Here is a 26719-nt window from a genome sequence, read left to right as displayed (position 1 = left end):
GCCATGCAGACAACAACCATCATTCTCGACGAAGCGGCCCCGGCCCGCTACGACGACGTGGTCCGCGTCGCCCACGGCGCCCGGCTCGAACTGAGCGCCGCCCTGTGGCGGCGCATCGAAGACGCGCGCCTGATCGTCGAGCGCATCGTCGCCGACGGCGTCAAGGCCTACGGCATCAACACCGGCCTGGGCGCCCTGTCCGAAGTCGTGCTCGGCGGCGAGCAACTGGCCGAGCTGTCGCGGCGCACCCTCAAGAGCCATGCCTGCGGCTTGGGCGCCACGCTGGGCGTGGTCGAAACGCGCGCCATCATGTGCGCGCAAATCATCAACTACAGCCGCGGCCATTCCGGCATCAGCGCGCACGTGGTGCGGCAATTGCTGGACTTCCTGAACCTGGGGTTGACGCCCGTCGTGCCCATGCAGGGCTCGGTGGGCTATCTGACGCACATGGCCCACGTCGGCCTGACGCTGATCGGCCTGGGCGACGTGCGCTTCCGCGGGCAGACCATGCCCGCCGGCGCGGCGCTGACGATGGCCGGACTGGCGCCGGTGGCGCTGGCGGCCAAGGACGGCCTGAGCCTGGTCAACGGCCTGCCCTGCATGACCGGCCTGCTGTGCCTGGCGCTGGACCATGCCAAGCGGCTGGCGTGCTGGGCCGACGTGATCGGCGCCATGAGTTTCGAGGCCCTGCGTGGCCAGATGAGCGCCTTCGACGCCGAGGCGATGCTGCAAAAGCCGTATCCCGGACAAATCCACGTGGCCGCGAATCTGCGCGCGCTGCTGGCCGACAGCGCGGTGCTGCGCGGCGGCCAGGGCATCCGCACCCAGGATGCGCTGAGCCTGCGCTCCATGCCGCAGATCCACGGCGCCGCGCGCGAGCAGATCGCCCACGCCGAACGGCAGATCAACATCGAACTGCAATCGGCCAACGACAATCCGCTGGTGTTCGGCGACCAGCACAACTACCGCGTGCTATCGCAAGCCAATCCGCACGGCGAGGCGATGGCGATGACCGCCACCACGCTGTCGATGGCGGTGGCGGAGCTGGGCGGCGTGGCCGAGCGCCGCGTCGACCGCCTGGTCAACCCGCATGTCAGCGGCCTGCCGCCGTTCCTGATCGCCGAGAGCGGCGTCAATTCCGGTCTGATGATCGTCCAGTACGCGGCGGCCTCGCTGGTCGCGGAAAACAAGATGCTGGCCCAGCCCATGGTGCTGGACAACTACATCACTTCGGCGCAACAGGAGGACCACCTGTCGCTGGGCACGCCGGCCACGCTGAACCTGCTGCGGATACTGAACAACGTGCAGAAGGTGCTGGCGATCGAATACATCACGGCCGGCCAGGGGCTGTATTTCTATCCCGGCATGGAGCTGGGACAAGGCACGCGGCTGGCGCTGGACCATTTGCGCAGCAAGGTGCCGCCGCTGCTGGAAGACCGCATCGTCTCGCACGACATCATGCTGGCCGACTATCTGATCGACGACCGCCGGCAACTGGCCGTCTTCGAGGCGGCCCTGGGCAGAAAGCTGTGGCCGGCGCCGTAGACCTCAGTGCAGCAATCCGGGCCGCTGCGCGGCGCCCGCGCGCTGCTGCGCCGGCTGCTTGGGCGGCGGCGTCTCGTCGATCGACGCGATGCGGATTTCCTTCACCTGGATCGACAGCTGGCCGTTCTGCAGGAAGTCGAATTCCGTTTCCCCTTCCACGTCGAGCGACTTGCCGTTGTAGCCGCCGCTGGCGTGCCAGCGCGCCAGCGCATGGTGGCGCGTACCATCCTGTCCGTCACGCGCCGTCGACGGCATGACGGTCTCGTCGACGATCAGGCGCAGCTTGCCGCCGCCATCGCTGCTGCGCATGCGCCTGAGCGCGGCCAGCGTGCCGGCTGAATTGGCCGAGATGGTGTCGTACTCGGGCCGCTCCAGGTCATCGCACAGGCGCAGCATGGTGGCGCGCATCAGCAGGAAGCGGCGGGCCTGTTCGCGCCCGTCCTCGCGCAGGGCCTGGCCCAGCACGGCGTCGCGGTCGAACTTGGACAGCGCGCCCAGGGTCTTGCCCGACTTGCGCTCGACCGCCTCGCCGTCCATGATGATGCGGTGAACGATCACATGCTTGTCGGCCTCGGCCTCGGCCGGGTCACCGCCCGGCTTGGGTTTCGGCGCCATGTTGGCCTCGACCTCGATGCGCTTGTTGATCGCGCTGATAAAGAAGATTTCCTGGTTCAACGACAGGTTGCCGGACAGTTCGTTGCGGCGGTCCCAGATGTCCGACTTGAGTTTCTCGACGTCGGTGCCGACCGGATTGATCTGCACCACCCAAAACTCGTCCGGCTTGCGCTTGTTCTTGCTGCCGGAAATGAAATTCTTGATCGGCGGGTTTTGCGAGAACAGCCCGTCCCAGTATTTGTCGACGCGGGCTTCACCGTCCTCGCTTTGACTCTCGATCTCGACCGCCTTGAACAGCCACGGCAGGGCCGCCGAAGCCAGCACCGCGTTCAGGGAAATACCGTTCTCCTTGAGCGCCCGCTGGCTGCTGAAGGCAACGAATTCGCCATTGCCGACATCGACGGCGCCCAGCAGCAGTTGCGGGATGTTCACCATCATGCGGCTGACATCATCGTTGAGGTCGTCGATCGAATCCGGATTGCCGAAGTCCACCGGCGGCGCCTGCCAGTCGCCCAGCGCCTTCCGCAGCGGCGCATTGGCGGCAAAGCGGTTGCGGTCCATCAGGCGGCGGATATTGTCGGGCTGGGCCAGGCCGTCGCGGATCAGGTCTTCCAACCGGTGCTTGCGCGCGCGGTGGGGCGCTGTGCCGGCCTCGGCCTCGTCATAGATCAGGGCGTGCAGGTCGGTCGCCTTCCAGCGTGCGATGTAGTCGGGAATGCTGCACAGGGCGCCGAGCGCGGCGATCAGCTCGAAATCCACGTGCGGCTTGATCAACTCGTCGAGCTGGAAGTATTCGCCCCGTCCCCACAGCTGGTAGGGCGACCAGTCGAGCGGCGTCGGGTAGGAGGCCAGCGTCGGCCACAGGCTGGTGAGCAGGTACAGGCTGGCCTCCATCGGCCATTGGTAGGGACTGAACAGGATTTCATAGGGTAACGACTCGGCGCCCTGGATGGCGCAGTCGTTCCACAGCTTTTCCCCGGGAAGCTGCGCGCAGTTGGACAGCCAGAACCGTTCGAGCTTGCGCTGTGCGGTGGCGGGACCGCCCTCCAGGTTGCCGTACCAGCCCAGCAGCGCACAGATGGCGCCGCCGGAAGTGCCGCTGATGCCGACCAGGCGCAACGGTCCGTTCTCGCCCAGTTCCGGCAGCAGCATTTGCAGCGCGCCGGCGGCGTAGGCGGCATGGCTGCCGCCGCCCTGGCAGACGATAGCGATATTTCTATCGGGTAGATTTTCGGTAGTCATGATCACCCTTTAGCGAACAAAAAAGGAAGTTATACACCTTGATCCGCAGCTGAATTCGCAGCGTTTCCTGCCTCTCTTTGATGTCCGTCAATCGCCACATCCAGCGTGCCATGCCCCCTGGTCAGGCGCGCGCAAACAACCGCTCGATTTCTTCCAGCGACTTGCCCTTGGTCTCGGGAAGGAAGAACGCGGCGGTCACGAAGTACACCACCGTGCAGGCGGTCCAGAACAGGAACATCACGTGGAAGCCGTAGTTCCCGACGATAGGCAGGAAAGCGCCTGCGATCAGCGTGCCGGTGCCCTGGTTGATCAGCAGCGCCACGCCCATGCCCACCGAACGTATCCGCGTGGGCATGAGCTCCGACAGCGCCAGCCAGACGCACACCCCCGGTCCGATCGAGAAAAAGGCGATAAAGCCGGCAATGCACAGGACCGCCAGCAGGCCGGTCGCGCGGCTTGGGGTCGGTCCGACGCTGGCGCGCAGAATCCGCAGCGGCGCCTGCCCGGCAGCCGCACCGGCCGCCTGCACCTGCACATGCTGGGCCGCATGCACACGCAGCGCCGCATTCAGTTCCTCACGCGACGCCGGCGGCAGCGTCGCAATCAGCTGCTGCGCCGGTTCCGCCGCGGCCGCCGCACCGCGTCCGCTCCATGCCAGCTGCGCCTGTTCGAGCAGCGCGCGCTGCCCGGCCGGCAACGCCTGCACCACGTCGGCCGCGCGCTTCAACACCGCCTGCGATGCCTCGGTCGGCGTGTAGGCTTCGGCCACCTGCTGATGGTCGCCGTACTGATACAGTATGCTGAGCTGCACCGCCCCTTGTCCGGCCCAGCGGGCATCCGCCAGGTTGAAGTCCAGACGGTTGTCCTTGACCAGCGCAGCCACTTCCGCGCGCACATCGACGCGCTGCGACTCGAAGCGGTAGAACAGCAAAGCCAGCAGGCATAAGGACACCATGATGCCGCCGGTGCCCAGCTTCAGCAGGAACACCCTGCCCTTGCGTTCGACCAGCACGATCGCCACCACCGTCATCACCGAATTGAGGATCTTGATCACCGTGCCGTAGCCGGCCGCCGCCACCGGATCCAGGCCGGCCTTCTGCAAAATGGTGGTCATGAACTGCAACACCGAGTTGATGCCCGTCGCCTGGTTGCAGCCGAGGATGATGCAGGCCAGGATGAACGGCAGCACATAGCGGCGTTCGGTCAACATCTCCATCGCCGCAGCCACGGGCGACGTTTTCGGCCGCGCCCGTTCCACCGCCAGCGCGTTGCCGATCTCGTCAAACTCCGTCTCGGCCACCGCCGGCGGCAACAGGCGCGCCAACGCGGCGCGCGCCTTCTCCGGCCGCCCGTTGCGTATCAGCCAGCGCGGCGATTCCGACACCAGGCAGCAGCCCAGGAAGAACAGCGCGCCCGGATACATCACGGTCAGGAACATGCTGCGCCAGGCGTGATCGGCCGCGGCCACGATGCGCTGTTGATCCGAACCGGCGGCCTGTATCTCCAGTTCCGCGTTGCCCAGATAGTGGTTGCCGACAAAGGCCGCCAGCACAATACCGACCGTCAGCATGAACTGGAACACCGCCACTCCGCGCCCGCGTTGGGCGGCGGGCAGGCACTCGGCCAGATACAGCGGCACCACCACCGCGATGACCCCGCCGCTCATGCCCTGCAGCAGACGGCCCAGCATCAGCGGCACGAAGGACTGCGACAGATAGATCACCGCCACGCTGCCGACAAACATCAGCGCGCTGACCACCATCATCGGCTTGCGCCCCAGCCAGTCGGCCAACGCGCCCGCCACCACCGATCCCAGAATCGAACCGGCCAGCACCGCCGCCACCACCATCGACAGCTGGCCTTCCGACAGGCTGGTGGAGCGGTTCAGGTAAGGTAGCGCCGGATCGATGATGCCGATATCAATCCCGTACAGCAGCCCGGCAAGGCCGCTGACCACGGCCAGAAACATCTGATAGTTTTTTTGTGAAGACATGGGTCTCTTTCAACGTGGCCAGCGTGGGCCGTCAGCGGTGCGGTAATTCACGTCCTGCACATCCAGGCGCTGCAACGAGGATGGCAAGCGTTGTTGGAACTTGGCGTAGTCCTTGAGCGACTTCGGCGTCCATAGTACTTCAGCCATGGCCAGCAGACGCGGCCAAGCCATGTATTCAACCTCGCGCGGCCCGTTCATGTATTCGGTCCACAACTGCGCCTGGCTGCCCAGCACATGTTTGGCCAATTCAGGCGGCATGGAGGCAGGCAGCGGCTCGTAGGCATAGACGTGGTCCAGCGTGTTGACCGCGCGCGCGCCCGGCGGCTCGCGGTAGCCCGGCGTGTCGGCCGGGATCTGGGCGTAATCGAGATAGGTGTCGCGCTCCGGCGTCATCACCACATCATGGCCGGCGTTGGCGGCTTTCAGGCCGCCCTCCTCGCCGCGCCAGCTCATCACCGTGGCGCCCTGCGCCAGACCGCCTTCCAGGATTTCATCCCAGCCGATCAAACGGCGGCCGTGCTGCGCCAGGTAGACGTCCATCTGCCCAATGAACCAGCTTTGCAGCTGATGCAGGGCCGGATGCTCGGCCGGCTTGCCTTGTGCGTCCTTGTAGTTCTGGATGTCTTCCGGCGTGGTGGACGCAGGCACCAGCTTCAGCGTCTTCATGCGCGCCAGCGCCGCCGGCGAATGCGCCCATTCGGTTTTCGGGCACTCGTCGCCGCCAACGTGGATGTACTGGCCCGGGAACAGCGCCAGTACTTCATCCATCACCTGCCGCAGGAAGCGCACCGTGTTTTCCTCTGGACTGAACACCTGCGTGATCACACCCCATTCGCGGCCGACAGGCAGCTTCGTGCCGGGCTGATTGCCCAGTTCAGGATATGCGGCGATCGCGGCCAGCGCATGGCCCGGCATTTCGATCTCCGGCACCACCGTGATGTGGCGCGCGGCGGCATACGCCACCACTTCGCGGATGTCCTCCTGCGTATAGTAGCCGCCGTGCGGCTGGCCGTCGTAGCGCAGGCCCGGAGGGTCGCCGGGACGCGGCGTCAGCTGGGTCTCGCTGCGCCATGCGCCCACTTGCGTCAGCAGCGGGAAGCGCTTGATCTCGATACGCCAGCCCTGGTCGTCGGTCAGGTGCCAGTGGAACACGTTCATCTTGTTCTGCGCCAGCAGCTCGATGTGCTTGAGCACAAAGCTCTTCGGCATGAAGTGGCGCGCCGTATCCAGATGGCTGCCGCGCCAGCCGAAGCGCGGCTGGTCTTCGATGCTGACGGCCGGCAGTTGCCAGCGGCGGCGCACCTCCGCCTTGCGGTAGATATCGGCAGGCAGCATCTGGCGCAGTGTCTGCACGCCGTAGAACAGCCCTGCCGGATCGGCGGCGGTGATGGTCACGCCGCGTGCATCGCTGACCAGGCGATAGCCTTCCTTGCCCAGCGAGCCCGGTTTCCTGTCCAGTTTGAGGCGGATGGCATTGGCGCCGTCGCGCGTGACCACGGGCAGTTCAAAGCCGGTGGCCGGCCGCAGGTAATCGCGCAGCATTTGTGCTTCGGCCTGCGCGATGCCGTCGGCGACGATGCGGGTGGCGGACGTCAGCGCAAACTCGCCGGCATTGCGCTGCAAGTGCGCGGGCAACGGCACGATCTCCTGGGCCTGCGCAGCCCCCATCAATCCCAAACAACATGACACAAGAACTTGTAAACGCATACTCACCTCAAACGTAAAATGAAAACACAGGGCCGGTTATTCCTCATGCCGCGCGCGGGCCTGGTCACTGGCGCCTCTGTATCCGCTGCCACTCCAGGCCCGGACGGTCAACACGGAACTGAAGCAGTTGCTGGTGCTCGACTTCGGTCACATAAACGGTGCGGCCGTCCGGCCCACCAAAGCATAGATTGCTGGGGCGCTCGCCCGGCAGGCGGATTTCCTGCAGCAGCTTGCCATCCGGCGCAAGCTTGACCACCGTGCCCTTGCCAAAACGGCTTACGTACAAATTGCCGTCGACATCGACGCGCATGCCGTCCATGCCGAAATCTTCAAAGCGATGCAGCAACCGCTTGTCCGACAGCGCTCCATCGGCGCCGATGGCGAAGGCCCAGATATTCCGCTGCACGCTTTCATTCACATACAAGGTGCGCCCGTCCGGGCTCACCTCAATCCCGTTGGCGGTACCCATTCCATCCGCCGCCAGGGTGACCTTGCCGTCACGGTCGATGCCCCACACGCGGCCGGTATTGTGGGCCCAGTCAGGATCGCTGGCGTACAGCACGCCATCCATCGTGATGGCCAGGTCGTTCGGCTGGAACATCTTCGCCTCGTGCGCGTACAGCCGCGGCGTGGCGGTGCCCGGCGCGATGCGGAAAACATTGTGGCCGACATAGTCGGCCACATACAGCGCGCCCTGGCGATCGAAGCGCAGGCCATTGGGCACCGAGGCGCCGGGCAGCACGGCGAACTCGCGCGCCACGCCTTGCGGGCTGACGATGCCAATGGTCTGCTGGCGGCCGAAATTGACCGCATAGATATTCCCTGCCGCGTCCACCGCCGGCCCTTCTATGCCGGCGGTGAAACTGCGTTCCGCTGTCAGCGGCGTAGCCACAAACAAATCCTCCGCCATGGCAGGCGCGGTCCGGCACAATCCCGCCGACAGCAGAAACGCAATCATCAAACGCATGCAGTACTCCTCGACAGAAAAATCAGTGGCAGCCGACGCGCTGTTCGGATAGACCGGGCTGACCGCCCACCCAGAGTCTACCCAAGTCGAGCCGTTCGTTGTGTACTGCAAACTCAAACCGGACTCGAAATATTCGTTGCCATAGGTGTCGATCGCGCCGCTGATGAACTTGACCGACGAAATGGTCTTAGCCGCCGCGAAGGTGACGCCTGCGGCCTCCCATTCCTGGGTTCCGCCTTCCCCCCGCGCCGTTGAGGGTCAGGCTGGTGCTGGTATTGCCGTCATTGACAGCCGTCGCCGCCGCTTTATTGGTGTTTGCGGTCGAAGTGGTATTAGCAGTCCACACGCAGCCGGTGCCCGTGGTGGCGATGTTGCCGTCTGTTGTACCGCCGCCACCATTGCCCACTCCAGCGGCTACCGCCATCCAGAAAGTGCCATCCTCATAGCCCAGACGCAGGTGCCGCCGAGCGCATAGGTGTTCATCAGCGCGGCCTTGGCGGTGATGTTCTGTGCGTCGTCATACCAGACAAAAAACAGCGAGTGGCCGTCAGCCGCGCGTCAGGGCTCCCGCCAGGCGTTCCGCGATCGCCGCCACGCCCGGTCCCGACATGATGGTGTGGTGAGTGCCCGGCAGGTTCACCACCTCCAGCGCGTCCGGGACCAGCTCGCGCCACCCCAATTCGGGCTCGCCGAATTGTTGGGCGAAACCCTCGGTGCCGCAGAACAGCAGCACTGGCGTGTCGCCGGCCGGCGGCTGGTAAGCGCGCAGTGCTGTGTCGTTGGCCCTGGTCACGGCAAGCATCTGCCGCACCTGCCCCACGCCCGCCTGCGGCGGCAGCAGTCCTTGCCGCGTGGCCGTCTCCAGCACATGCAGCCACTGCTCATCTGCCGCGACGTCGCGCAGGCTGTCCCAATCCATGGACAGTCGCGGCAGCAGAATACCAAGCAGCACAGCGTCGTCATCGAGCCAGTCAATGCCGGCCAGCTGGCCATACGCACCGTTGCGATAGAGCGGCTGCACGCTGGCATTTTGCGCGCGCGAGTCGATCAGCGCCAGCAGCGCGACCTCTTCGCCGGCCAGCCGCAGCTGCCGCGCCATCTCGTACGCGATGCATCCGCCCATCGAATGCCCGGCCAGATGATAAGGCCCCGCTGGTTGCCGCGACTTGATCAAGGCAATATAGTCCGCCGCCATCTCCTCGATCCGCTCCAACGGCGCCGCCTCCCCCTGCAAGCCACGGGCCTGGACTCCGTACACCGGCTGATCGGCGCCAAGGCAGCGCGTCAACTCGACGTAGCCCATGGTGTGGCCGCCATACGGGTGGATGCAGAACAGAGGCGCGCGGCTGCCGCCGGTCCGCATGCCGACCAGACGTGAACCGCCCGACGCGCGGCCGGAACGCAGCGCCTGGGCCAGGCTTTCGACCGTAGGATGTTCCAGCAGGACCGCGCTGGACAGGCTGCAATCGAAGGCCTGCTCCAGGCGCAGAATGACGCTCAGAGAAGACAGGGAGCTGCCACCGAGCTCGAAGAAATTATCATCAAGCGCGAGACCGTCCAGGCCCAATATCTCCGCGAATACCTTGCCCACTTCCAGTTCGAACGCGTCGCGCGGCGCGAGCTGGCGCGGGGACGAAGATTGCGGCGCCGGTGCGGATGCCGGCGCGGCGCGCGTTACGGCCTCGAAGCGCGTGGCCGACGCTGTCGTCGCCTGTCGCGCCTCGGGCCAGTAGCGATAGCGGTCGAACGGATACGCCGGCAAGGCGATACGGCGACGCGCCCCATGGTCGTGCAGGCGCCGCCAATCGGGTGCGACACCGTTGCACCAGAGCCGCCCCAGGGCGGCCAGCAAGGCGGCGCAGTCGGATGGCTCCGTGGCGCCGGCCAGCGTCGGGCCGGCAAAGCGCACGTTCTGTTTGTTGGGATGGCGTTGAAGGATGCCACTGAAGGTCTGTCCCGGACCGGTTTCCAGGTAGATGCCGTCCGGCGTCTCCAGCAGCAGCTCCAGTCCTTGGGCAAAGCGCACGGTCTGGCGCATATGCCGTACCCAATGATCGGGATCGGTGGCCTGCTCCCCGGTCACCCACGATCCCGTCACGTTGGTGATATAGGGAATCCGCGGCGCGTGCAGCGCCACTTCACCCAACCGTGCCCTGAACTGGTCCAGAACGGGGTCGAGCATGGCGGAGTGGAAAGCGTGCGAGGTCGGCACGCGCTTGCTGCGCAGGCCGGCCTCCGCCAGCGGAGCCGACAATGCGGCGATCGCTTCCATGGTCCCTGCCAGCACGCAGGCGCGCGGGCCATTGACCACCGCCAGGTCCACCCCGGCGCCGAGGAAGGGCTGCACCTGCGCGGCGCTGGCCTCGACCGCCAGCATCGCGCCGGCGGGCAAGCGCTGCACCAGCTGGCCGCGCGCGGCGACCAGCTTCAGCGCGTCGGACAGCGACATGACGCCGGCCAGGCAGGCCGCCACGTATTCACCCAGGCTGTGCCCCATCATGGCATGCGGCTGCACGCCCCAGTGCATGAGCTGGCGGGCCAGCGCATACTCCACCACGAACATGGCCGGCTGCGTGATCGCCGTCTGCGCCAGCTGCCGCGCCGCGTCTTCCCCGGCCTCCGGCGCGGGATACAGCACGGCGCGCAGATCGAGGCCCAGCACCGGCTGCAGCAGCTCGGCGCAGGCATCCACCTCGGCGCGGAATTCGGGCAGGGACGCATACAAGCCGCGCCCCATGTTTACTTGTTGCAGTCCCTGGCCGGGGAACAGGAACACCACCCGCGCGGCGCCGTCCGGCATCGCCGTCAAGCCGGGATGCGCGGGCGTGGCCGCCAGCGCATCCGCCGCGCCGGCCGCATCGGCGCACGCCACGGCGCGCCGGTGCGGCAGCGGCGCGCGTCCGGCTTGCAGCGTATAGGCGATATCGGCCAGGTTGGCCCCGGGGTGCTCGCGCAAATAGTCCGCCAGGTTGCGGCTCATCGCGTCCAGCGCCGTCGCGGACTTCGCCGACAGCGTCAGCAGCTGATGCGGCAGCCCGCCCGCCGTGGGCGGGGCCGGCGGCGCCTGCTCCAGGATGACGTGGGCGTTGGTGCCGCCGATGCCGAACGAGCTTACCGCCGCGCGGCGCGGCGCGGCCGACACCGGCCATGGCGCCAGCGCGGTGTTGATGCGGAAGGGACTGCGCTCCAGCCCGAGCTTGGGGTTGGGCGACTGGAAATGAGGCATGGCCGGCACTTCGCCGTGGTGCAGCGCCAGCACCGCCTTGATCAAGCCGGTGACGCCGGCCGCCGTGTCGAGGTGGCCGACATGGGCCTTGGCCGAACCCAGCAGACAGTATTCCCGGTCGGCCGTGTAGAGGCGATAGGCCTGGGTCAGCGCGGCGACCTCGATCGGATCGCCCAGCGGCGTGGCCGTGCCATGCGCCTCGACCAGGCCGATGCTGCGCGGATCGACGCCGGCCCGGCGCAGCGCCTGCCCGATCACGTCGGCCTGCCCGTCCACGCTGGGCGCCGTGAAACCGACCTTGCCGTTGCCGTCGTTGTTGATGGCCGAGCCCTTGATCACGGCCCAGACGGTATCGCCGTCGCGCTGCGCGTCGCTCAAGCGTTTGAGCACGACCAGCGCCCCGCCGCTGCCGCGCACCGTCCCGCCGGCGCCGGCGTCGAACGCCCGGCAGCGGCCGTCCGGCGACAGGATGTGACCTTCCTGGTAGAGATACCCGGTCGCGTGCGGAATCTCGATCGAGACGCCGCCGGCCAGCACCATGTCGCTGTCGCCCTGCAGCAGTTGCTGGCAGGCGAGGTGCACCGCCACCAGCGAGGTCGAACACGCCGTCTGCACCGTCAGCGCGGGGCCGCGCAGGTTCAGCTTGTGGGCCAGGCGGGTGGACAGGAAATCCTTCTCGTTCAGGATGGTGGTCTGGAACAGTTCGGCGGCGGACTCGGGGCGGGTGTCGAGGAAATGCTGCAGATACCCTGCCCGTCCGACACCGCCGACCACGCCGACGCGGCCGCAGTCAGCCGCGCCGCCGTAGCCGGCATGCTCCAATGCCTGCCAGCCCAGCTCCAGGAACAGGCGCTGCTGCGGATCCATCAGTTGCGCCTCGCGCGGCGGATAGCCGAAGAAAGGCGCGTCGAAACAGGCCACGTCGTCCAGGATGCCCTTGCGTCTGACATAGCGCGGCTCGCGCAACAGTTGCGGGTCCACACCCGCTTCGAGCAGCTGTTGCTCCGTCAGTTCCGTGATGGACTCGGTGCCGGCGCGCAGATTGCGCCAGAATTCCTCCACGTTGGCGGCGCCGGGAAACTTGCCGGCCATGCCGACAATGGCGATCTCGGTGCCGGCCGGCGCGATGAAGGCGGCTGGCGGCACAGTGGGGCGGCGCTCGCGGGACTGCGCGTCCATGTCCTGTCCTTGGCTCAGCGAGGTGCGCAGGTGATTGGCCAGCGCGCGGATGGTCGGGAAGCGGAACAGGTCCATGGTCGGCACGGTCAGGCCCAGGTTCTCCTCGAGCAGCACCTCGACCTCCACGATGCTCATCGAATGGCCGCCGACGTCGAAGAAGCTGTCGTCGATGCCCACGGCGGCCAGGTTCAGCACCTGTTGCCAGATGGCCGCGATCTGCTGCTCCAGCTGGTCGCGTGGCGCAGCCATGCCGGCGTCGGCGAGCCGGCGGGCGGGCGCCGGCAGCGCGCGCCGGTCGATCTTGCCGTTGGGTGTCATCGGCCAGGCATCGAGGAACTGGAACGCGGCCGGCACCATGAAGTCCGGCAGCTTGCCCTGCATGTGGGCGCGCAGGTCGGCGCCGGTGACGACCGCGCCATCGCGGGCAATGACGTAGGCCACCAGCCGCTGGTCGTTGTTCGCTTCCCGCCGCGCCATCACCAGCGTGTCGCGGACGCCGGGGTGCTCGCCGATGACGGCTTCGAGTTCGCCCAGTTCGATGCGGAAGCCGCGTATCTTGACCTGATGATCGAGGCGGCCCAGGAACTCCAGGCCGCCGTCCTGCAGATAGCGGGCCAGGTCGCCGGTCTTGTACATGCGCTCGCCGGGGGCGCCGAAAGGATTGGCGACAAACCGCTCGGCGGTGAGATCGGGACGGCCGAGATAGCCGCGCGCCAGGCCGATGCCGGCGATATACAGCTCGCCGGCGACACCGCGCGGCACCGGCTGCAGCAGCGGGTCCAGCACATACAGCCGGGTGTTGGCCAGCGGCCGGCCGATGCTCACGCACGTCGCCTGCGGCTGCATCACGGCCATCGTCGCGCACACCGTGGCCTCGGTCGGGCCATAGGCATTGATGAAGCGGCAGCCGGCGCTCCAGCGCTTGACCAGTTCCAGGCTGCAGGCCTCGCCCGCCGTGATCACCGTCTTCAGCGTCGGCAGGTCGGCCGGCTGCAGCAGCGCCAGCACCGACGGCGGCAGCGTGACCACCGAGACGTCATGATGGTTGATGGTATGAACCAGCGTGGGGCCCGGAATCAAGTCCATTTTGGACGCCAGGCACAGGCTGGCGCCGGCGCACAGCGTCATGAATATCTCGCTGACCGAGGCGTCGAAGCTGAACGAGGCGAACTGCAGCACCCGGCTGTCCGGCGCCACCTGGAAGCCGTCTATCATGGCGTGCGCCAGATTCGACAGGCCTTGATGCTCCAGCATGACCCCTTTCGGACGTCCGGTGGAGCCCGACGTGTAAATCACATAGGCCAGGTCGGTCGGCGCCGGGCTGGACTGGGGATTGTGGTCCGGCGCATCCGCAATGCCGGCCTGGTCGGTGTCGACGCACACCAGCCGCGCGGCGCCCGCAGGCAAGCGCGCGCTCAGCGATGCCTGCGTCAGCAGCAGGGCAACGCCGGCGTCGTCCAGCATGTAAGCCAGCCGGTCTTGCGGATACTCCGGATCCAGCGGCAGGTAGGCGCCGCCGGCTTTCAGGATGGCCAGCACGCCGATCACCAGTTCGGGCTGGCCGCGTTCCATGCTCAGGCCAACCAGTTGCCCCCGCTGCAGGCCCAGCCCGCGCAAGTGATGCGCCAGGCGATTGGCGCGCCGGTTGAGCTCTTCATAGGACATCGTTTCGCCGCCATAGCGCAGCGCCGGCGCCGACGGCGCGCGCGCCGCCCACTGCTCGAACCGGCGATGGGCACAGGCTTGCGGGAACGGGGCGTCGGTGGCGTTGTGTTCGGCGCGGATGTGCTGCTCGCGCGGCGTCAGCATCGGCAACCGGTCCAGCGTGACGTCGGGCGCGTGGGTGGCGCCGAGCAGCAGGGTCTGGAAGTGCTCGACCAGATACGCGACGCTGTCCGGGTCCCACAGATCCGTGTTGTACCAGCACACGCCGCGCAGCGAGCCGTCCACCTCTTCCACTACGAAGTCGAGGTCGAACTTGACGCTGCGCAGTTCCAGCGGATAGGAGTCGAGCCGCAGGCCCGACAAGTCCAGGCTGGCGCCGGCCAGGCCCATCCGCGCCGCCGCCACGCCCTGCATGTGGGACAGCTGCGACTTCTGGTAGGTGAAGGCGACCTGGAACACCGGGCTGCGGCTCAGATCGCGCGCCAACCCCAGGCGCTCCACCAGCAAGGGGAAAGGGAAATCCTGGTGATCCTTGGCGCCGACCAGCACCTCCCGCACCTGATGCAGGAACTGGGCGAACGGGGTCGCCCCGGCCACCTGGACGCGCAGCGCGCACGGGCTGGCGAAATAGCCGACGGTGCGCTCGTAGCCCTGCGGCGGGCGGCCGAAGCGCGGCGAGCCGACGGCCAGGTCGTCCTGCCCGGTGTAGCGGTACAGCACCGCGTAGAACGCCGCCAGCAGCACCGTGTAGAACGTCACGTCCTCCTGTTTGGCCAGGGCGCGTACCTGCCGGGTCAGCTCCTCGCTCAGCTGGAAGGCGTGGCCGGCGCCGGCGTGGCGCTGGACCGGCGGACGGGGACGGTCGGTCGGCAGGTCCAGATGGGCCGGGGCGGCCAGTTGCGATTGCCAGTAGCTCCAGTGTTCCTCGCCGCGCGGCGACGCCAGCAGCTCATCCTGCCAGGCGACGTAGTCGGTGTACGACAGCCCGTCCGGCGCCAGCTCGGCCGCCAGCCCCGCTACCCGCGCGCGATAGAGCACGCCCAGCTCCTCCATCATGATGATCAACGACCAGGTGTCCGTCGCGATGTGATGACTGTTGAGCAGCAGCACATGCTCGTCGTCGCCACGGGAAAACAGGTGGCAGCGGAACACCGGACCGTTCTTCAGGTCGAAAGGCAGGTGCGCCGCCTCGGTCAGCCGCGCGTGCAGCCGCTGCGCATCCCATCCCGTGGCGTCCATCCGCTGAAAGCCCGCCCGCCCCTGCGGGTGGATCAGCTGCACCAGTTCGCCGTGCGGCGCGGCGTAGCTGGTGCGCAGGACCGGATGGCGCTGGACCAGGTCGTGCAACGACGCTTCGAGCGCGGCGACGTCGAGCGGGCTGCGGATGGTCCATGCCATGGGCAGGCCGTACTCCGCGCCGTCGGGATTCAAATTCCACAAAAACCACATGGCGCGCTGGCCGCGTGACAGGGTCGCCGCGGTTGGCGGGTAAGTGCTATTGCTCATGAGGTGACTTTCGTAGATGTGTTATCGAGGTGTGCGGAAGCGGTGTGCCAGCAGCATGGCGGCCGCACCGGAGGCGGCCGCGCATAAGAGACTGGTGCGCAGGCCGCCGAGCGCGGCGACCTGGCCCCACAAGGCGGCGCCGGCCGCGCTCGCGCCCATGATGTCCATCTGATACATCGCCATGCCGCGCGCCCGCACCCAGTCGGGCAAGCTCAGTTGCACCGAGACGATCAGCGCGTTGGCGGTGGCGATCCAGGCCATGCCTGCCACGAACATGATGGGCGCGGCAACCAGGACGTGCGTGGAAAACGCCACGCCGCACATCGCGGCCGACTGCACGATGGCGCCGCGCAGCACCAGCGTCTCGCGTGACATGGCCTCGCGCCAGCGGGGCAGGAGCAGCGCCTTCAGCGGCGCCGACTGCACGGCGAAGCGCACGCAGGCCAGGATGGCGACGGACAGGCGCTCGGCGCGCGCCGGACTCGGCACAGGGGCATGGCGCCAGCGCATGATGAGCAGCGCGGCCATCGTCGACAGGACGGCGTTAAGCGCAAAGACCCAGGCCGTGCCGGCACTCGCGATCAGCGCGCCGGCCAGCAGCGGACCGATGATGCGCGAAGCGTTCATGGATACGCCGTTGAGCGCGAGCGCCGCCGGCAATTGCGCGCGCGGCACCAGATCCGGCACGATGGCGGCAAACACCGGCCAGCGCATGGCCAGGCCGATGCCGTTGGCGAACGTCAGCCCCAGCAGCAACGCAGGCGACGTGACCCCGGACAGGACCGCCAGCCACAACAGCAGCGCCACCGCCGCCACCCAGCACTGGGTGAGGATGAGGTAGCGGCGCCGATCGACCAGGTCGGCCAACGCACCGCAAGGCAAGCCAGACGGCGACGCGGAGGACGTGTCCTCCGAGGCGATACGGGGAAGCGAAGCAGGCATGGGGAATCAGGAGTAATGACGGCCGGGCGGCACCAATGAAGCATAACATCCTGTTAGCCCACAAAAATGCGTGAATTCTCACATCGGTTTTTTGCGTGATTCCCCACTCAACGCAAGTTGCCGGTGTGGCCCAGTGAGTACCTGCCAGGTTGTGGCCATACGGTCAGGCCATGCGGCTCCTGGCCGACCTTGACCTGCCGCACGTCGCCGCTGGCGGTGTCGAAGCGGTACACCACGTCATCGAAGCGGCCAGACAGCCAGAGATATTTGCCGTCGACACTTACATTGCCCATGTCGGGACTGCCGCCACCAGGGACGGACCAGTTGGCGACCACTTTGTCGGTAGCGAAATCGACGACGCTGACGCTGCCCTTGCCCTTGCGTTTGCCGTGGATACGGTGGGTGCCGCGGTTAGCCACATACAGGCGCTTGCCATCCCGGCTGGGGTAGATGCCGTGCGTGCCCACGCCCGTAGGAATGAAGCCGACTTCCTTGAACGCGGCGCCATCGACAACATGCAGGCCATCGGCTTCCATGTCGGCTATGTAGAACTTTGTACCGTCGGGCGAGATGCGTATGTCTTGCGGCATACCTTTTTTGCTGGTGCAGATTTCAGACGCAAGCGCCCCCGCGGACGCCGCCTCGGAATACCGCGAGGACGGCATCTTGAGCTTCAGGTAGCCGGCCACCTTGCGCGTCTCCAGGTTGATCTTGGCGATGGTGCCGTCGAACTCGCAGGTGAACACGGCGTAGCGGCCGTCGTTGGAAAAATCGGCGTGGTTGATGCCGCCGCAAGACGGCGTTTCGATCGAATACTGCAGCGCCATGGTCTTGGGATCGCGGAAGTCCAGGCGACGCACCGCCTCGGCCACCACGATGGCTGATTTGCCGTCCGGTGTGAAGTACATATTATATGGATCTTCCACCGGCACCGACGCTCCCGGCTTGCCGTTGAGCGGGTCTATCGGCGTCAGGCTCCCCAGTTTGGTACGTTCGGCGTTGTTGGCCACCCAGAGCGTCCGCAGATCGTAGGCGGGTACGACGTGCTGCGGGCCGATGCCCACCTTGAACTTGTCGACCACCTTGAGCGTCTCCGGATCGATGACATAAACATCGTTCGACCGCAGATTGGGTACATAGATGCGCGCCAGGTGATCCTTGACGACCGCGCTCATGCGATCAGGCCCGGTATCGCCGTAGACGTTCCCCGGATCGCTCAACGGCGGCATGCCGGGCAAGGGGAAATAGGCGCCCATCGGGGCCGGTGCGCTGGCCGCGGCCGCTCCCTTGGCGCCGGCGTACTGGCTGCACAGGCCCACAACCGACAACGCGAGTATGCCCAGGCCGGCGATGGCCAGGCGCTGGTTGCGGCGCCCGTGGCGGGCTGGATTGGTAGTATGTTTGGTAGCTTTCATATGATGCAGTCCCTATATTCGATGCAGCGCCCGCGCGGCAGGTCGCTTAGTGGTGGCGTTCGTGAAGGATCGTTCTGATCGCGTTGACCGATGCGTCGACCTGGCGTTGAACGCCCAGCCGTCCCAGTTCAGCGGTGGCGCGCGTGGCGTCGCCGCGCACGCCATCGGCCACCCCGGGCTTCGGACCGTGGGACATCGCCTCGACGCGCACCATCGACGGCGCGGTGGCAAGCATCAGGGAAGCATCGTTCAGTCCAGCGTGCAGGCCGATTTCGGCGCTGCTGTAGCCTTGCTTTTTCAAATCGTCGACAAACGCGGTCTGGGTGATATCGTAATATTCGAGCAGCGCGTGAGCGCGGGCGGGATCATCCTTGCCCCAGGCGCGGTTCAACTTTTGCGCCACGTTCACTTCGTTTTGCTGATAGCCGCCGTGGTCACCGATGAAGATGATGTCGCGAAAGCCGTGCTGACGAAAACTCGCCGCCGCGCCCTCGAGCAGCGCCTCGAAAGCTGAGGTCGGGATCGAAATGGTGCCGCTAAACCGCATGTGACCGGCCGGTGGATTGACCGCGCCTTCCGGCACGTAGGATACCACCGGCGCGACCATCGTATTGCCGAGTTTCTGGGCAATCATGGCCGCGATGATGCCGGCGCGGACGTTGTGCTTGCCGAGCGCGATGTAGGGGCCGCTCTGCTCTACGCCGCCGATGGGGATCAGGATCGTGGTCGCGCCGTGCTCGATGCGGCTGCGCAATTCAGTGCTGGTGAGCTCTTCCAACATGACGCTGGCGCTGGCGCCGGAGGTGGCCGCCATTACCGGCGGCATCAGCAATGAAGCCGCGGCCACAAGGAGGCCGGCGAAATGGCGGACACCGCTCAACATCCAGCCCCGCGTATTTTCATCACCCAAGTTGTTCCTCACAATACCTCGCTCTGCGACGTGGACCTGCCCTTGCCGTCCAAGTATAGCGGCAGATGACAATTTTAAGCGATCCGGCAGAGCATGGCACTATCAACTTGGCAAGACAGAAGCGTTTAACGCCCGGGGACGCCCTTCTTCCAGTCTCCCCATTGATCGACAATCTCCTTGATGACTGGCTGGGCGGTCAGCAGCAGGTTCGCGGCGGCCGGCTCGAAGCCGCCCTGCTGGGTGTAGTTCAGTAGTACATCGCTGTTGGTTTGCCCCCGATGCGGCCGGTCCACGTCCGAGCCGGCGCGCAAGATCAGCACCCTCTTGAAATCGGCCTTCCCGGCCGCGTCGGCGCGCCTCAGCACCTCGAGCGTCGAATTGTCCTCTTGCTGGGCGGTGCAGTACGAGGCCTTGCCGTCGGTAAGCAGCGACGACCAGGCTTGCGCCCGGCTCGCCAGCGCGCTGCCGCCGAACCAGGTGTCGGTCGACACGGTATCGCAGCGCAGCACCGTCGGCGGCTGGTTGGCTGGGCCGCTGGTAAAGCCGGCGCGATAGGTCCGCGCGGCATCCGAGTCGCCCAGCGCGACATTTTTGGACAGGTCGAAGGCGCGCGTCACCAGTTGACGGTTGAGCTGGAACACCTCGGTGCGATAGCGGAACGCCGGCTTCCTGGACGGCGAATCGGTGTCGATGCCGAAGTAGCCCGAGGCCCAGCCCGCAGGCATTTCGCGGGCATCGATCTCGTGCGCCAGCGAATAGTCGATGGCGTAGTCGGCCCAGGTGGTCGAACCGACGGTGCCCAGGTTCGGATTGATGCCGGCGATGCCGGCAATGATGAAGTAGGTATTGCGCAGGTCGAAACCGCTGGCGTAGAACAAGGCGCTCATGGTGGCGGCAGCGTTGCTGTAGCCCATGTCGGTGGTGACCTGGCAAATATTGTCGCGGTCGCACAGCACTTCGGGATAGCGCGGCGACAAGCCCGGCACCTTGTGGCCGGTCGTCAGCCGCAGCGCCTTGATGAAGGGAGCGGCTTCGCCGCTGAACATGTTGACGATCATTACCTTCGGCGCCAACGGCGCACCGCCCGCTCCGCCGACCGGAGCGCTGTCGATCTGTTTGCTGTCCGGCCAATGTTCGACGATGTCGCGCACCAGCGGAGCGGCCGCCAGATACAGGTTCCGCAGCGCGATCGGGAAGCCTCCTGACTTGGCGGACAACGATGCCAGCGGCGTCTGGCCCGGATGCGGACGGTCGAAGTTGGAGGCCGTGCGCAGTACCGCCACGCGCTGGTCGTCCAGCAAACCGGCGCCGGCGGCGCGCTTCAACGCGGTGTAGCTTGCGTTGTCTTCCTGGGAGCTCATGCAATATGTGCCCTGGCCGTCGGTGAGCAGCTTGAACCAGTCGCGCGCCCGCTGCCCGAGCAAATCGCCGTGGTACCAGTTATTGCCCGTCATGGAATCGCACTGCGTGACCTGCGGCGGCTGGTTGCCGGGCGCGGCCGCGTAAAGCGCGCGATACGCCTTGGCCTCGGCGGAATCGGCCAGCGCCGCGCCGCGCGACAACGACAGCGCCTTGTCCAGCAAACGGTCGTTGAGCTTGTACACCTCGGTGCCATAGCCGAGCGGCGGCTTGACGCCTGGCGTCTTGGTGTTGATGCCGAGATAGCCGGTCGACCAGCCGGCCGGGCGCTCGCGGGCATCCAACTCCCACGCCAGGTCCGAATCCACCAGATAACGCGACCATGCCGCGGTGCCCGTCGTGCCCTGGGCCGGATCGACGCCCGCAATCCCGGCGATGATGAAATAGGTTTGCCTGAGGTCGAACAGACCGCTGTGCGCCAGCGCCGACACCGAGGCCGAGGCGTTGGCCTTGCCCATGTCGGTGGTCATCTGGCAGACGTCGTCATTGTTACAACGCACCACCGGGTAGAGCGGCGACAACCCCGGCACCGGGATCGTCTGATCCAGCCCGAGCTTGTCGGTCCAGACCGCCGCTTCCTGCGCGAACATGCTGATCAACATGACCTTCACCGGGCGCGGCCCGTGTGCGGCTGCGCTGGCCGGGCCGGTGGTGCTGCCCAAGGCTAAGCAAAGTAAAAAGAGACGGAGATGGCACACGACGGGAGATGGCATTGTTTGAGGCACCTGTTAAACGAGTTGCAATGCCACATGCAAACTATATGCCATCTTGCAAGCCCCAATTTGCACCAGCGCTGTGCGACGCGAGGCGGCTGGGAAGCCTTTGCTATGGCGCGGAAGTTGATCCAGGCCAAGTCGACAGCGCCTGGTCGGCAACACCTTTGAGCATGTCGCGACTGAAACCGGCCTTAGCCTGCAGTGCCATGCCGTGCAGCACGGCCATCAGGAATGCCGCCAGCGCATCCGGCTTGGCACTTGGCGGCAGGTCACCTTCCGCCTTGGCACGTTCGAAGCGTTCGCGCAGTTGCATCTCGCCGGCCGCGCGAAATTCGATCAGCGCCTGGCGCACGGGTTCCGATTCATCCGCCCCCGCCACCGCCCCGTTGATACCCAGGCACCCGGTCCGGTCGGGATAGCGGGTATTCATTTCAAGCGAACTGTAGAGCAGGTGCGCGGCCACTTCCCGCGAGGTCGGAAGCGCAAGCGCCTCCGGGATATGGTTCATGTAGCGCTCGTGGTAGCGCGCCAGTACCTGGCGGAACATCGCTTCCTTGTTACCAAATGCCGAATACAAGGCTGGCCGCTCCACGCCGGCAGCTGCGGTCAGGTCGGCATAAGAAGTGCCCTCATAGCCCTTGCGCCAGAAAACGCACAGCGCGGCGTCGAGCACTTCCTCCACATCATATTCGCGATGGCGCCCCATCTGACCACCTCCAATTTACATAATGCTCGTTACGAAATTACTTGACATGCAACTCCGGAATTATATACCATTCGTTACTGTAATGATCGTTATGAAATTAAAGGGGTTTTATGATGCAACTATTGAAGAGCAAGGTCGCACTGGTGACGGGCGGATCGCGCGGACTCGGTGCCGTGACGGCGGAAGCGCTGGCGGACCAGGGAGCGGACGTGGCGATTACCTATGTCGCCTCCAAAGAAAAGGCGGAAGCGGTGGTCGAGAAACTGAAGGCGAAAGGCGTGCGCGCCATCGCGATCCAGAGCGATCAGGCCGACATGGCTGCCGCCAAACCGTTGATTGAACAGGTGATGGCCCACTTCGGCCGACTGGACATCCTCGTCAACAACGCAGCGATCGCGGTGCAGGGCAAGAAGGTCGACGACCCTGATCTCGACACGGTCAACCTCGATCGCCAGTGGCAGGTCAACGTCATGGGCACGGTCGCCACCACGCGCGCCGCAGCGCCGGCGCTGTCGCACGGCGGCCGCATCATCTTCATCGGTTCCCTGCTGGGCACCCGCGTCCCGTTCGCCGGCGCCGCCGACTATGCGGGGACCAAGGCGGCGGTCGCCGGCTATGCGCGTGGCGTCGCCCGGGACCTGGGCGGACGCGACATCACCGTCAACGTCATCCAGCCCGGCGTGATGCCGACCGACATGGCGGCAGACGTGTTGGGCGATGGCATTCCCCCTGCACTGCTGGATCTGCACCCGATTCGCCGCATCGCCACGCTTGAGGAGGTCTCGGCGCTGGTGTGTTTTCTGGCGGGTCCCCAAGGCGGCTATATCACCGGCGGCATTCACGATGTTGCCGGCGGGCTCGGTGTCTGACGAGCGACAAGCAACAATCCCATCTATTTCAAGGAAACGACATGACAAACAAATTTGATTCCACATCGACGGCCGACGAGGTCCTTGCCGGCATCGACCTCACAGGCAAGCGCTTCCTGATCACGGGAGTCTCATCGGGCATCGGGCGCGAAACGGCGCGTGCGCTGGTGACACGCGGCGCCACCGTGGTCGGCACCGTCAAAGACCCCGCCAAGGCAGCGTCGGCCACCAGCGCGGTCCACAATGCGGCATCGCAAGGCGGCGGCAACCTGAAACTGCTCTCGCTCGACCTGGCTTCCTTGCAAAGCGTGCGCGCCTGCGCAGACCAGCTGCTGGCGGACGGCCCGTTGTTCGATGCCATCATCGTCAACGCCGGCGTGATGGCCACGCCGTTCGGACAGACGGTCGACGGCTTTGAAACCCAGTTCGGCATCAACTATCTCGGTCACTTCGCGCTGGTCAACCGGCTGGCGCCGCTGCTCGCCGAGGGAGCGCGCCTGGTGGTGCTCTCGTCGCAAGCGCACCGGGTTGCCGACGTCGACCTGGTCGACCCGAACTTCGAACACCAGGAATACCACCCGTTCGTCGCGTATGGCCGCTCGAAGACCGCCACCTCGCTGTTCGCCGTGGAATTCGACCGCCGGTATCGCGCACGCGGCATTCGCGCCGCCTCGGTGATGCCGGGGAATAGCCTGACTGATCTGCCGCGTAATTTCTCGCAGGAAGAATTGCAAGGCTTATTCGAGACCGTGGGCAAAGCGCGCGCTGAAGCGGGCCTGCCACCGGGACAGCTGAAAGACATCGGGCAAGCGGCTGCCACGTCGGTCTGGGCGGCGGTCGTCGCGGACAAAGACGCTATCGGTGGACAGTATCTCGAAGACTGCGCGGTCGCGCCCGTCAATGACACGCCCAATCCATTTGCCGACGGCGTGCGCTCGTATGCGCTCGACGCCGACAAGGCCCGGCAGTTGTGGGCAAAAAGCGAAGAATTGATAATCATCTAGCCGTCCTCCCTTCGGCCGAGCCCAGGCAAGTCCTTTCGCGAATACGACGCTTTCTTTATCAGATCGAAAGCACCAAAATCTACAGGGGTGCGATGTCGAAATTCGGCAATCTGAGGCGTTTCACGCAGGCAGTGTCGACTGTTCTTGCATTTGCATTTTCCAGGAAATTGGTCGTTACCTTTTCAAGGCACGCGTTCCAATCTTCAAACATGGCGTGCGACCTGTTGGGGACAATGATTAATTTTCCATTCGGCATATGGGAGATAATTTGTTCGCTGTTGCTTGAGGGAGTAGACGGATCAAATTGGCCAGCAAGTAGCAAGATCGGCTTGCCGGAATCGACGGGGGTATGAAATTCCGGACTTACCTGACTCCGCGGCCAGTTCCGGCAAGCGGCAAACTGCTGATCGATGCGGAATGATCCGACTAGGGTACCTGCGGCAAGGGCACGTTCTTTCTTCTCATCGATGAAAGGTAAATCCTCATTGCATGTGATAGCCATGTACAACCCCCAAGGCGCCGCATCTTCGAATTGTTCGCGCCATTGAACAATCAACGCGAGCTGTTCTTGATTCTTGTCTTCGTTGGCAAGCGTGTGTATCAATCGCGGCAAGGATGCCGCGCTTGATACTGCGTAAAGATACATGCGTAAATATGACGCCACAACACCGGAAGAAATATGCACGTCGTTGGCCTGGCCTTTCGATCCTTTGTGCAGAACAAGACCTCGTCCGTTGAGAATAGCCTTCAATTTTTCCAGGTCACCAAAGACATCTGGAAACGCGGTCGAACATTTTTTGTCGGCTTTGCATCGGTTTAATATTTGGGTTAAAGAAATTTCAGCCTCGCTGGCAAGGCCGGCGGGTACATATGTCCCTGGCGCCACTGGGCCCATTAGCAATGTCGCGCGCACCGAACTATCATAATGGCGAAGATATTCCTGTGCCAAGCGGGTTCCATAAGAATAGGCCACTATACCAATCTGATCGTAAGACAAAGCTGCCCGGATATTGTTTAAGTCGCGCGCGGCTTCGGTCGTCGTATACCGGGTCAGATCGACAGTGTCGGACAAGCGTTTAGCGCATGCGGCGAGATTTTCGGCTGGCCAGAGATCTCTCAGCAAGACACTTTTGTCTTCATCCGGGTTCGCGCAATGGAGGTCTGGTGAAATGCCTGTGCCTCTCTGATCGATAAATACAAGGTCATGCGTCCGTCCCAGTTTTTTCCAAACCTCAGATTCCTCCTCTATCGTCGAAGTAGTTCTTTGACCTGGGCCACCCTGGAGCACAAAAAGCGATCGCGACGGACTGGCCGGAATGGCGGCTTTGAGGATGGCCACATCCAAACTAATTTGGCGACCATGAGGTAAATCGTAGTTTTCAGGAACGATGGCTTTTATGCACACAGCATTCTTTATGCTTGAGGCCGGGCATACCATCTTCTCCAACGTTATTTTGTCTGGACTTTTATTGGCACAAAGTGCGGCAAGCGGTAGGCTGAGACCGAAAATTGCGGAGGTCGTCAAAAGACTTCTAATCATGTATAGATTCACTTCTATCCTTGTTAAGCGTGGCGAGAAATGCGTTGACCAGTGCGCGCACTAAATTTTCGCGGTTTTAGATTAGAGGGTTGCGTTGACCGATAGAATCCACAGCCGACATGAGACTATTTGAGGACAACCGTTCGAAAAATCTCATACGCAACAAGAGCAAAAAACAAGTATGCAAACCAAGGAACCAAAAAATAAGGCACCACCGGAATGTGAATTACCTTATCCAATATCAGATATGCCGTAGAAAAAACAAAAGCGGTAGCGAGCAACCAGTTCTTTTGTTTAATGAAGAGACCTACGCATGTTACCGTACCTGCCAAACCAATAATCGTTGCAATCTGCATGTGAATTAATTAATAAAATATGTGTTACTAAGAATACCGCTGTGGCAAATGGCCATCAACGCTCTACTCACCTCAACTTCTTCGCCATGACCGGCTGAAGCGTCTCATGCCGAGCCAACATGGCTGCATACTCCTGTGCCTTGCGTACTTTGGTCTCAGGCTTTATTGCTGTCTGCACCCGGAATAACACTGCATAGCGGTTTTGTGAATTGAGAGTGGCGAAAAATTCGGCTGCCCCGGGGTGGTCGGCGAATGCGGCATGCAGTTCGGGCGGTACGCTTGCCATGCTAGCCGATTCGTATGCGGCATCCCATCGTCCATCTTTTTTCGCTCGCTCGATTTCAGCCAGGCCGCTCGGCTGCATCTTGCCCTCCTCAATATACCTAAGCACCTTCTCGCGATTGACCTTGGACCATAGACTGCGTGGGCGACGCGGTGTCCAGCGCTGCAAATAGTGATGGAGGTCGAGCGAACGCTTCTGGCCGTCAATCCAGCCGAAGCACAACGCAACTTCCAATGCCTCTTGATAGCTTACGCTGGGGACCGGGGCCCCTTTTTTCGAGTGCTGCAGCCACACCCCGTCAGAGCCCTCGTGATGGGCTGCAAGCCAATGCGCAAACGCTCCCTGGGATGGGAACAGCATCATCTCAATATCTGCTGCCATTGAACCACTCCAATCTTTTTTAGTCAGGCTTCCGTGTCTGTCGGATCTGACCGTCCTTTCCTGGCCGGACTTGCTCTACGGGGGCAGCATAACAGCTTGCACCTATGAAAAAATCACAAATTGTCACGGCAAATCTATCTCGTCCTGCCACGAAGCGCAACGGCATAAGTTGAGCAGGAACCGCCACTGCGAAATCCGTGGCGGAGCCCTGATAGCGTTTGGTTGCTAGCGCCGCGGACTAGGGCGGCGCATCGACATGCGCGCGGCGACAGATCGGCGCGTGAGGTGGTGGCGGTGCGGGAATGCGCACGATGTCTCCTATGAGAAGGAGAAAAACGCGACATGCCTGGACGTCTGCGGATGAGGTAATGGTGCTCCGAGCCGGAATCGAACCGGCACGCCTTGCGGCGGGAGATTTTAAGTCTCCAGTGTCTACCAATTTCACCATCGGAGCTACGCAGCCCGGCATTATGCCACGAACGGTATATAACTGCTATACCGGCAACTATTGAATCCGATAACATGACATGATT

General features: G+C 64.3%; 14 protein-coding genes, 1 tRNA gene and 2 pseudogenes. 3 read left to right on the top strand and 14 right to left on the bottom strand.

The genetic code is table 11. From position 1 onward, the window contains the following. Positions 1–3 precede the first annotated feature (3 nt). On the top strand, positions 4–1545 hold the full coding sequence (locus tag ACSQ3S_RS14230) for an HAL/PAL/TAL family ammonia-lyase (RefSeq protein WP_436142754.1): 1542 nt from the start codon (positions 4–6) through the stop codon (positions 1543–1545). 3 nt (positions 1546–1548) lie between these two features. Here the strand turns inward: ACSQ3S_RS14230 and ACSQ3S_RS14225 are convergent, their stop codons facing one another. The 11 genes and pseudogenes from ACSQ3S_RS14225 to ACSQ3S_RS14175 all read right to left on the bottom strand — a co-directional run bounded on the left by ACSQ3S_RS14225 (position 1549) and on the right by ACSQ3S_RS14175 (position 21753). Then, positions 1549–3402, bottom strand: coding sequence for a patatin-like phospholipase family protein (locus ACSQ3S_RS14225; RefSeq protein WP_176650232.1), 1854 nt, complete (start codon positions 3400–3402; stop codon positions 1549–1551). Between the two features lie 121 nt (positions 3403–3523). Beyond that, positions 3524–5395 (bottom strand): MFS transporter, encoded by a 1872-nt coding sequence (locus tag ACSQ3S_RS14220; protein ID WP_436142753.1) that lies wholly within the window; start codon positions 5393–5395, stop codon positions 3524–3526. A 9-nt stretch (positions 5396–5404) separates the two neighbouring features. Beyond that, positions 5405–7036, bottom strand: a complete 1632-nt coding sequence (locus ACSQ3S_RS14215; protein WP_436142752.1) for a beta-N-acetylhexosaminidase — start codon at positions 7034–7036, stop codon at positions 5405–5407. A gap of 130 nt (positions 7037–7166) precedes the next feature. Next, positions 7167–8069 carry an SMP-30/gluconolactonase/LRE family protein gene (locus tag ACSQ3S_RS14210; protein WP_436142751.1) on the bottom strand — a complete coding sequence of 301 codons (903 nt, stop codon included), beginning with the start codon at positions 8067–8069 and terminating at the stop codon, positions 7167–7169. Between the two features lie 547 nt (positions 8070–8616). Continuing rightward, entirely contained in the window at positions 8617–15645 is a 7029-nt protein-coding gene (locus ACSQ3S_RS14205; RefSeq protein ID WP_436142750.1) for an amino acid adenylation domain-containing protein, read from the bottom strand. A gap of 21 nt (positions 15646–15666) precedes the next feature. After that, a complete protein-coding gene (locus tag ACSQ3S_RS14200) occupies positions 15667–16587 on the bottom strand; it encodes an MFS transporter (protein WP_436142749.1) in 921 nt (306 codons plus the stop codon). Between the two features lie 107 nt (positions 16588–16694). Beyond that, positions 16695–18002, bottom strand: coding sequence for a beta-propeller fold lactonase family protein (locus ACSQ3S_RS14195; RefSeq protein ID WP_436142748.1), 1308 nt, complete (start codon positions 18000–18002; stop codon positions 16695–16697). A gap of 46 nt (positions 18003–18048) precedes the next feature. Further along, on the bottom strand, positions 18049–18885 hold the full coding sequence (locus ACSQ3S_RS14190) for a creatininase family protein (protein ID WP_436145020.1): 837 nt from the start codon (positions 18883–18885) through the stop codon (positions 18049–18051). A gap of 152 nt (positions 18886–19037) precedes the next feature. Next, positions 19038–19970 (bottom strand): annotated as a pseudogene (locus ACSQ3S_RS14185) (purine-nucleoside phosphorylase); the annotation flags it as partial. 63 nt (positions 19971–20033) lie between these two features. Then, positions 20034–21044: pseudogene (locus ACSQ3S_RS14180) on the bottom strand (purine-nucleoside phosphorylase); the annotation flags it as partial. A gap of 112 nt (positions 21045–21156) precedes the next feature. Then, positions 21157–21753, bottom strand: coding sequence for a TetR/AcrR family transcriptional regulator (locus ACSQ3S_RS14175; RefSeq protein WP_436142747.1), 597 nt, complete (start codon positions 21751–21753; stop codon positions 21157–21159). Between the two features lie 110 nt (positions 21754–21863). Between ACSQ3S_RS14175 and ACSQ3S_RS14170 the strand changes: the two genes are divergently transcribed. Beyond that, the gene (locus ACSQ3S_RS14170; RefSeq protein ID WP_176650224.1) at positions 21864–22622 is read left to right on the top strand and encodes an SDR family oxidoreductase; all 759 of its coding nucleotides are present in this window, start codon (positions 21864–21866) and stop codon (positions 22620–22622) included. A 41-nt stretch (positions 22623–22663) separates the two neighbouring features. Then, a complete protein-coding gene (locus ACSQ3S_RS14165; RefSeq protein ID WP_436142746.1) occupies positions 22664–23626 on the top strand; it encodes an SDR family NAD(P)-dependent oxidoreductase in 963 nt (320 codons plus the stop codon). A gap of 79 nt (positions 23627–23705) precedes the next feature. On the opposite strand, the gene ACSQ3S_RS14160 is transcribed toward ACSQ3S_RS14165, so the two are convergent. From ACSQ3S_RS14160 to ACSQ3S_RS14150, 3 genes are all read right to left on the bottom strand, one after another. After that, on the bottom strand, positions 23706–25151 hold the full coding sequence (locus ACSQ3S_RS14160) for an alpha/beta fold hydrolase (protein ID WP_436142745.1): 1446 nt from the start codon (positions 25149–25151) through the stop codon (positions 23706–23708). Positions 25152–25589: 438 nt separating this feature from the next. After that, the gene (locus ACSQ3S_RS14155; RefSeq protein WP_176650221.1) at positions 25590–26186 is read right to left on the bottom strand and encodes a YdeI/OmpD-associated family protein; all 597 of its coding nucleotides are present in this window, start codon (positions 26184–26186) and stop codon (positions 25590–25592) included. Positions 26187–26555: 369 nt separating this feature from the next. Then, positions 26556–26640, bottom strand: a tRNA-Leu gene (locus ACSQ3S_RS14150). Between the last annotated feature and the right edge of the window lie 79 nt (positions 26641–26719).

It is taken from the genome of Duganella sp. LjRoot269, from assembly GCF_964254095.1.
Taxonomy (GTDB): Bacteria; Pseudomonadota; Gammaproteobacteria; order Burkholderiales; family Burkholderiaceae_D; genus Rugamonas; species Rugamonas hordei.
This window is presented reverse-complemented; position numbering and strand designations above follow the sequence as displayed.